A 9047-nucleotide genomic window follows, 5' to 3' on the forward strand; every position below is an offset into this window, starting at 1 on the left:
ACTGTAGTTTTGTAGGTTGGGTGTAGCGACAGCGAAACCCAACATTATAGTCTGGTTAATGTTGGGTTACACTCCGTTCCACCCAACCTACATAATGTCCTTTTTGAAAAACTCCTCTTTTCAAGATGGACGAGGTTTAAATCCAATTTTTGACAAAAAGATTGAGCAATAATGGCTTTTAACCGCAAAATAATTGACGCTGGAAGCGTTAAAATATTAAGAAATATTAAATAATGCTCCCACTATACTCATGCAATGCGTTGTGAATCGCCGCGCTCAGTTTTCGGCCAGCCATCGCTATTGGTTGCCAGAATTGAGTGAAGCTGAGAATTTAGAGAAATTTGGTGCTTGCTCTCGCTTTCCAGGACATGGACACAATTATGTCTTATTTGTCTCCCTAATTGGGGAATTAGATAAATATGGCATGGTGCTGAACTTGTCTGATGTCAAACACGTGATTAAGCAAGAAGTAACTAGCCAACTAGACTTTTCCTATCTCAACGATGTGTGGGCAGAATTTCAACAAATTCTACCTACGACAGAAAATATTGCAAGGGTGATTTGGCAAAAGCTAGCACCCCATTTACCTCTAGTCCGTGTGCAGCTATTTGAAAATCCTGAACTTTGGGCAGACTATATGGGAAACGGAATGGAAGCTTATCTCAGTGTCAGTACTCACTTTAGCGCTGCTCACAGGCTAGCGCATCCAGATATTAGCGATCAAGATAACTTCGAGATTTATGGTAAGTGTGCGCGTCCCAACGGTCACGGACACAACTATCATTTAGAAGTGACAGTGAAAGGGGAAATAGATCCACGCACTGGCATGATTGTGGATTTAGGTGCGTTGAATCAAGTCATAGAAGACTATGTGGTTGAGCCATTTGATCACACTTTCTTGAACAAAGATGTTCTCTATTTTTCAGAAGTTGTGCCTACTGCTGAAAATATTGCACTTCACATCAGTAATTTATTGCGATCGCCTATTCAAAAATTGGGAGCTAAACTTTATAAAGTCAAGTTAATTGAAAGTCCGAATAATTCTTGTGAAATTTACTGCGCTGAAACAGAATCCAATTCTGTAAATATTGCCGAAAATCAGCCAGTTTTAGCGCGTATTTAGCTTAATCTATGTTCGTAGTAAGGACTTTAGTCCTTGAATATATAAGCGCTAAAGCGCTTACTACGAACTTGAGTACGCAAATAGTGATAAATTTTCCAGGCGAATAGTCCGAAAACTAGATTAAGCAAGATGCGGCTAAGTATAAACCACAGGATATTAAGTTCAAAAAGCTGTGTATAACTCAAATAATTAAGATTTCTAATCAACAGAAATAACCCAAAAAGTGCATTACCACCCAACATGAGAGCGAATAATACCAAACCCCTCTGCCAAAAACGCTGCTGTGGTGTGTAACCACTAATCAAAGTTATGGTTGGTATTTTTTGTACTTTTCGCAGTAAATATTCGAGCCGCCAAAACATCCACAATAAAAAGGGAAACAAACCATAGCTGAGGAAAGACAACGGTTGGGGATAACGCCAAGCAGTAGATAGAACATTGACTATGGCATGACAAATCACAGAATTGAGCCAAGCTTTGGTAACATTTGGGTGAGAGCGGTGTAAACGAGTCTTATTTCCCAAAGATAATGCTATGGCATAACCCCAGGGTGCAGAGAACATAGCGTGAACTGGTGTTGCGATCGCTCTCTCTAAAATTGATGCTGTATCGTTAACAAAATAAATCCAGTTTTCTTCGGCGGTGAATCCCAGAGCAACAGTTATGGTAAAGAGAAAGACTGTACTGGGGCGTAAGCGATATTGACGACGCTGAAAATACCAACCTAGAGCCACAACTATTGCTAACTTACAACCTTCTTCTATCGGCCCGACTTCTAGTAATTGTCGCAGGGTAACACCTGTAAGAGTATGGCTAATTTGTCGCCAAGCTGCAAAGGAGTTGAGTTGTGTTTCCACAAGCCACTCTAAACTCAAAGCTATGAAACCAGATATTCCCCCAAAGACAAAAAATAACAGTAGTCGCAGTAAGGATGGGCTATTAGCAAAGCGCCAATAATAGAAAACTAGAAGCAACAAAGGGGGTGCGACTGCCCAGAGAAATAAAGATAGATCAGCCATTTACTGGTATCGTGGCTGGTGCCAATGTTGAAGTTCAAAATTCATCTCCGAAAGCCTCCCTTCGGGTAGGCGAGAGGCTTCTTTTTATTTCAGCTAAATGTCACTTCTCCTCAAGGCTGAAGTATTCGATTTTGCGATCGCAATGTCGTTTTTGAAACGGAATACGCCTTTTTTACAGCTTGCTATTATTGATAATTATATTTTGGCTTAGGATTGACAATAAAAAATTGCATTCTACCATTGCTTGAATAAATAAACTAATCTTCCTCTAGCTTTTCATCACTTTTTCAGCAAACCCTACTTAGTTAATAGTTAGTAGTTGGTTGTTAACCACTAACTAACTACTAACCATCAATCACCAATAGCGAACACAAGAAAGGCGTTGATCAACATCAACCGAATTACTTCGAGTTTTGCAATAATTCCAAAATTCGCTGCAAAGGAATATCAATCCAATCCGGACGATTTTTGAGTTCGTAGTCTATCTCTAAGATGACTCTTTCTAATAAGAAAGCATCTAGCAAGACTTTTAATTCTCTGGGATGCTTAGGTATAAAGGCTGCATGGTCTGATGTTGCTAGGTAGGATTTTAAAAAGGCGACGCTAGACCAACAGAAGAAAAACTGTTGCCAGTGTTCTGCTAATGGTAGTTCATCGGGACGCAATATACCACTTTCTTTCTCATTCAGCAAACCAACGCGGCTGGCATAGTAGAAAGATCCGATCATGGAAGCAACATCCCGTAGAGGTGATCGCTTCATGCGGCGTTCACTTAAAGGACGAGTTGAGTCACCTTCAAAATCAATGATGATGAAATCTTTACCCGTATACAAAACTTCCTCTAAGGAATAATTACCATGACAACGAATCCGCATGGCAGTGATTTTGTGATTCAAAATCTCCTGAAAGTGTGCCAAAATCAACTCACGTTGATTGAGTACCAACTTTGCCACAGGTTGCACATCATTAGGCAGTTGCATCAAATGTTTGTTCAACAGCAACAATGTTTGTCCTGCCTGATTCCGCATATATTGGTAAATTGAGCGCTGATAGAACGAAGAAAATGGTTCTGGTGCAAAGTTGACATTTTCAACATCAGATGCTAGCGCTATGTGCAGTTCCGCAGTCCGCTGTCCTAGCAATTCAGCCACTACCAGGTAATTGCCCATGAACTCTTGAGCCATTTCCGGAATCGGAATTTCCAGTGCTGCTTGCAACAAGTTAGATGGTAGCTCGATATCAGCTATATCTACGTATTTTGGCAAAACTTGTTCAAAAAAGTCACGCAGGCTGTCCAAGGAGTAAGACCAAGCATCTCGAATCTCAGGGATATATTTTCGCAAAATCCCCAATGTCATTGGTGCAGACCCTTTATGGTGGTATTCTAATGCACCAGCAACGGGAGCTAAATGTTCTAACTGGGGTGTGCTTTTGCTGATTGCAGTTTTGGTGAGAAAACGACCAATCTCTAGATCAGGGTTGATACCCGCTTCGACTTTGCGGAAGATTTTGCAGATCAGGCGATCGCCATAAATAATGCCTGTGTTAGTATGTTCTCCTTTGAGTAAATGCGCTTCCAGGGAAACATTACTACTTTTATCACTGACCTGAGTAAGGATTTCGGGGAAATCTTCTGTGGTTGTTCCCACTAATTTACCCTCCATACCGATGAAGGTATGATGATGAGCGATCGCATCTAAGGGAATATTCAAAAAGTCTTCTTGTCTTAGAGCATCAAATAAAATTCCAGTTTCTTGTTTACCCTGGACGTAAATTTGAGCGATCACTTGTTCAGTGTGAGTGGTGAAGCGATCGTTACCAATCCCATCTGTCTCGTAGGCAAGGGTAAGAACGTAGGTTTGGGGATCGCCTTCTGTGTAGTCCACCCGCAGTAAAATAATATATGCCTGGGTGGATTCGTGATTTACAGGAATTGCTTCTGTGATGTGAGTAGCTTGGATGATGCGTGTTTTGCCGTCGAACCAAGTACAACTACACAGGTAATCTGGCAGTATCGTTTCCAGTGCTGTCCTCGCCTCACCTTTAGCAAAAATATTCTGCCATTTACCACTCACTATTAGTTTGGGTATTTGGTTAGGATTGCGAATTGGACAAGTAAAGCTGGGTTGCAATTGCAATGTAAACCAGTAGAATGCATGGGGTCCCAAGCTGAGGAAATAAGGAGAGTCGCTAATTACCGGAAAAGCGTTGCGACCAAAAATTTCTACTGGCACCATACCATTAAAGGCAGACAAATCTAATTCCACAGTTTGTACAAACCGTGAGAGATTAGCCACAACAAGAATGTGTTCATCGTTGTAGTTGCGGGTAAAGGCTAGGACTTTGCGGTTTTCTGGATACAAAAATTCAAATGTCCCCCGACCAAAAGCCTGATAGCGTCCTCTAGTGGCAATTAGTCGTTTAGTCCACCACCACAGGGAATTTGGGTTTGCCCGTTGTGCTTCGACGTTGACTGCTTCGTAGTGATACTCTGGGTCTACAATCAAGGGAGCATAAAGCCTTTGGGGATTCGCACTACTAAAACCCCCGTTTCTATCGGGACTCCACTGCATCGGAGTACGTACACCGTTGCGATCGCCCAAATAAATATTATCCCCCATGCCAATCTCATCACCGTAATACAATACCGGTGTTCCTGGCAAAGACATTAACAAAGCATTCATCAACTCAATCCGGCGACGGTTATTACCCATCAACGGCCCCAGACGGCGACGAATACCCAAGTTGATCCGGGCTTGAGGATCTTGGGCGTAGACTTTATACATGTAATCACGGTCTTCATCACTGACCATTTCCAAAGTCAGTTCATCGTGGTTACGTAAAAATAGCGCCCACTGGCAATTATCGGGGATTTGTGGCGTCTGCTGCAAAATATCAATAATGGGGAAGCTATCTTCCATATGTAACGCCATATACAGACGTGGCATCAGTGGGAAGTGAAAATCCATTTGGCACTCATCCCCTTGCCCGTAATATTCCACCGCATCTTCCGGCCACTGGTTTGCTTCTGCCAGTAACATCCGATTAGGGAAATTGTCGTCTACATGGCGGCGCAATTTCTTCAAGAACTCGTGGGTTTCTGGTAGGTTCTCACAGTTGGTTCCCTCGCGTTCATAAAGATAAGGTACTGCATCTAAACGCAGTCCATCCACGCCCATCTCTAACCAAAAATCAACAACATTAAATAGCGCCTGTTGTAGTTCTGGGTGTTCAAAGTTTAAATCTGGTTGGTGAGAATAAAAGCGATGCCAATAATACGCCTTCGCTACAGGGTCCCATGTCCAGTTAGAGGTTTCAAAATCCTTGAAGATGATCCGCGTATCTTGATACTTTTCAGGGGTGTCACTCCAAACGTAAAAATTTCTGGCTGAACTGCCCACAGGCGATCGCCGCGCCCGTTGAAACCAAGGGTGTTGATCAGAGGTGTGATTAATGATTAACTCAATAATGACGCGAATTCCGCGCTCATGGGCAGCTGTTAAAAAAGCCTTAAAGTCTTCTAGATTACCGTATATGGCGTTGACACTGGTGTAATCTGAAATGTCATAGCCATCATCGCGTAATGGCGAGGGGAAAAAGGGCAGTACCCAAACTGCGGTGACTCCCAAATCTTGCAAGTAATCTAACTTCTGTGTTAAGCCACAAAAATCGCCAATGCCATCGCTATCGCTATCGGCAAAAGCACGTACAGGCACTTCGTAGATTACAGCATCTTTAAACCAAAGCGGATCGTCCTTCAAAATCGGATTTTGCATAGTTTATACAACCTATTGGCAATAAGTTATTGTACAAGGGAGACTCGCAACCTGGTTGAAATTTTAGACCTTTTTGTATTACCTGATACCGAATTTCTGAGGATTTTGTGATGAGTTTTCAAAGAGCAAGCGGAATTTTGTTACATCCTACTTGTCTGCCTAGTCAATTTGGCATAGGTGATTTAGGTCATTCAGCTTACGAGTTTGTGGATTTTTTGCAGAGAAGCGGTCAAAGACTGTGGCAAATTTTGCCATTGGGACCCACGGGCTATGAACATTCACCCTATACAATGAATTTTAGTGCTTTTGCAGGAAATCCACTGCTGATCAGTCTAGAGCAGTTGGGACAAGAGAATTTACTATCCCAAGAGGAATTGACGCTGCCACCAAAAGGTGCAGCAGATAACCTCAATCGAGTTAATTTCGATGCAGTAATTCCTCACAAGATGAAAATTCTCCGTCTTGCTTATGAACGCTTCCAGCATTCCCTGACGGAAAAATCAAACCCTGAGTATGAACAATTTTGTCAGATGCAATCGGCTTGGCTCGACGATTACGTCTTGTTTATGGCGCTACTAGAAGCCAACGAAGGCAAAGCGTGGAGTCAGTGGGAAAGTGCGATCGCTCGCCGTGAACCCAATGCCTTACAAGCCGCGACTGAAGATCTTAACAACGAAATACAATACCATAAATTCTTACAATTTAAATTTTTTCAGCAGTGGTCACAACTACGTGCCTACGCCAACGGCAAAAACATCCAGATTGTTGGGGATATTTCAATTTACGTTTGCCACAACAGTTCTGATGTCTGGGCAAATCCTGAGATTTTTCAACTCGACTCACAAACCTTAGAACCTGCTTATATTGCGGGTGTGCCACCAGATTATTTTAGCGCAACTGGGCAACTGTGGGGAAATCCAGTTTACGATTGGGAGAAGTTGCAGCGAACTAACTTTGCTTGGTGGATCGAACGTTTCCGAGCCACATTACAATATGTAGATATTGTCAGGATTGATCACTTCCGGGGTTTTGAAGCTTACTGGCGCGTACCTGCTGGCGAAGAAACAGCTATCAATGGCGAGTGGGTGAAAGCACCAGGAGTCGAATTTTTTGAAACTCTAGAAACAACCTTGGGTAGTTTGCCCATGATGGCAGAAGATTTAGGTATTATTACACCAGAAGTAGAATACTTGCGCGATCGCTTTGACTTTCCAGGAATGCGAATCTTGCAATTTGCCTTCGGTGGTGGTTCTGATAATGCTTACTTACCCCACCATTACATTAAAAATAGCGTAGTGTATCCAGGTACTCACGATAACGAAACTACACTAGGTTGGTGGCAAGATGGAGCCAAACCCGAAGAAAAGCAAATGGTTGCTAAGTATCTGGGTTATGATTCGCCGGAAGAAATTCTGGAAATCAATTGGGAATTCATTCGCACAGCTTTAGCTTCTGTCGCTGATTTAGCGATTCTTCCCCTCCAAGATATTTTGGGTTTAGATAATAGTGGCAGAATGAACGATCCAAGTGTGAATGCAGGTAACTGGCGTTGGCGTTACACCAGTTCTGATTTACTCACATCAGAGTTGAGTCAAAGATTGTTAGAGATGACACAACTCTACAGTCGTTGAATTATAAAAACTAGTGCCACGCCACTACAAAACTAAATCATTCGTGAACAATAAGATCCCCAACTTTTTGTAGACACCCGTAGGGTGGTTTACCCGAGGGTAAAAGTCGGAGTTCTGACTCTTCATAGTTGCTAGCAAATCATGACACTATCTATAGTGCTATAGTAGTGTCATGTCTACTTCATTGCTGTCTCGTGTTGTTATCGATACTAATGTTGTTTTTGAGGGACTAACCAAGCAGGGCGGTGCTGCTGGTCTAATTATTGATGCATGGTTAGCTGATTTACTGACAATCTGTGTTTCTAATGCGTTAGCTTATGAATATGAAGATGTTTTGTCTCGTAAGCTTTCAAAAGCTCGTTGGCAAAAACTTCAATCTGTTTTGGCAGAACTTCTCAATCATGCTCAATTCACAATAATCTACTACTCATGGCGACCAACTTCACCCGATCCTGGAGATGATCTTGTCATTGATTGTGCAATGAATGCAGGTGCAATGATAGTCACATCAAATATTCGTGATTTTCAAAGAGCAAGCGAATCACTAGGTCTAAAAGTTATTACACCTGCTGAGTTAGTAATCAAACTAGCGTCTGAAAGGAGTTAACAATGAGTCGGTTAACACTTCGATTACCTGAAACACTTCATCAGCAACTAATTCACTTAGCAGAAGGTGAAGGTATTTCTCTTAATCAATATATAGTTTATGCTCTGACTCGACAAGTCACATTAGCTTATTCAATTCAGCCGATATCTGAAGAGGAAGTTACACAGCAAAAGCAATCTTTTGCAGCACTTTTAGATAAGTTAGAGCAAGCCTCTCCTAGCGAAATTGAATCAATTTTAGCTGAACGAGAAAAAGTTGAAGCAGAAGCAGAGTTAAATTCTGAAGTTATCAATCGTCTTCAACAGCGAATACATGAACGCTCAAAAACATAACATTCGTGAACAACAACATCCCCGACTTTTTGTAGACACCCGTAGGGTAAAAGTCGGGGATCTGACTCTCTCAATATTCACAACTCATTTAAGATTGCTGTAACCCGATACAATTGCAATGTAACCCGATACAATCGCAATGTAACTCGATGCGATCGCAATGTAACCCGATGCATTCACAATATCATATTAAGTTCGGATAATTAGTTATACTTCCCACAATCATTGCACCCCACCCCTTAATCCCCTCCCCGCCTGCGGCTACGGTGTACACACAAGTCCAAGTAAAGTAATAAGAGCAGGAGTTGTGGGGAGTAAAAGGCGGTGGAAAATCCAATCAAAATACACGCACAAGCAGTTGAGGGAAAAGCATTTGGAGACCCAAGACTGATAAAAAGGGGGCAGCATTGTACGAAGCCTTATATCTTGCACCTCTGGGGATAAACCACTAATTAGGCAATAGGAGTGTAAAAAAGTGACTCCAGAAGTGAGAAAAGTTTTAAGTAGAAAAAAGAAGCTTATATAACTAAACAAGATGTGAAATTACGTAAATGACTAA

Annotated in this window: 6 protein-coding genes; 4 read left to right on the top strand and 2 right to left on the bottom strand. The window is 41.9% G+C overall.

Translation table 11 applies throughout. The annotated features are described in order from the left end of the window. The first annotated feature begins 250 nt into the window (after positions 1–250). Positions 251–1123 carry a 6-carboxytetrahydropterin synthase gene (locus ACE1AT_RS00085; protein WP_374865304.1) on the top strand — a complete coding sequence of 291 codons (873 nt, stop codon included), beginning with the start codon at positions 251–253 and terminating at the stop codon, positions 1121–1123. A 26-nt stretch (positions 1124–1149) separates the two neighbouring features. Here ACE1AT_RS00085 and ACE1AT_RS00090 read toward each other — a convergent pair whose 3' ends face one another. Then, positions 1150–2142 carry a PrsW family intramembrane metalloprotease gene (locus tag ACE1AT_RS00090; RefSeq protein ID WP_374865305.1) on the bottom strand — a complete coding sequence of 331 codons (993 nt, stop codon included), beginning with the start codon at positions 2140–2142 and terminating at the stop codon, positions 1150–1152. A gap of 401 nt (positions 2143–2543) precedes the next feature. Continuing rightward, on the bottom strand, positions 2544–5918 hold the full coding sequence (gene treS / locus ACE1AT_RS00095) for a maltose alpha-D-glucosyltransferase (protein WP_374865306.1): 3375 nt from the start codon (positions 5916–5918) through the stop codon (positions 2544–2546). Positions 5919–6028: 110 nt separating this feature from the next. Here treS and malQ point away from each other — a divergent pair, with 110 nt between their 5' ends. From malQ to ACE1AT_RS00110, 3 genes are all read left to right on the top strand, one after another. Then, positions 6029–7549, top strand: a complete 1521-nt coding sequence (malQ, locus tag ACE1AT_RS00100; protein ID WP_374865307.1) for a 4-alpha-glucanotransferase — start codon at positions 6029–6031, stop codon at positions 7547–7549. 172 nt (positions 7550–7721) lie between these two features. Next, complete coding sequence (locus tag ACE1AT_RS00105) at positions 7722–8156, top strand: putative toxin-antitoxin system toxin component, PIN family (RefSeq protein WP_374865308.1); 435 nt, start codon at positions 7722–7724, stop codon at positions 8154–8156. 2 nt (positions 8157–8158) lie between these two features. Next, on the top strand, positions 8159–8488 hold the full coding sequence (locus ACE1AT_RS00110; protein ID WP_374865309.1) for a toxin-antitoxin system HicB family antitoxin: 330 nt from the start codon (positions 8159–8161) through the stop codon (positions 8486–8488). The last annotated feature ends 559 nt before the right edge of the window (positions 8489–9047 follow it).

Origin of the sequence: Pelatocladus sp. BLCC-F211 (genome assembly GCF_041928655.1) — a bacterium.
Lineage (GTDB): Bacteria > Cyanobacteriota > Cyanobacteriia > Cyanobacteriales > Nostocaceae > Pelatocladus.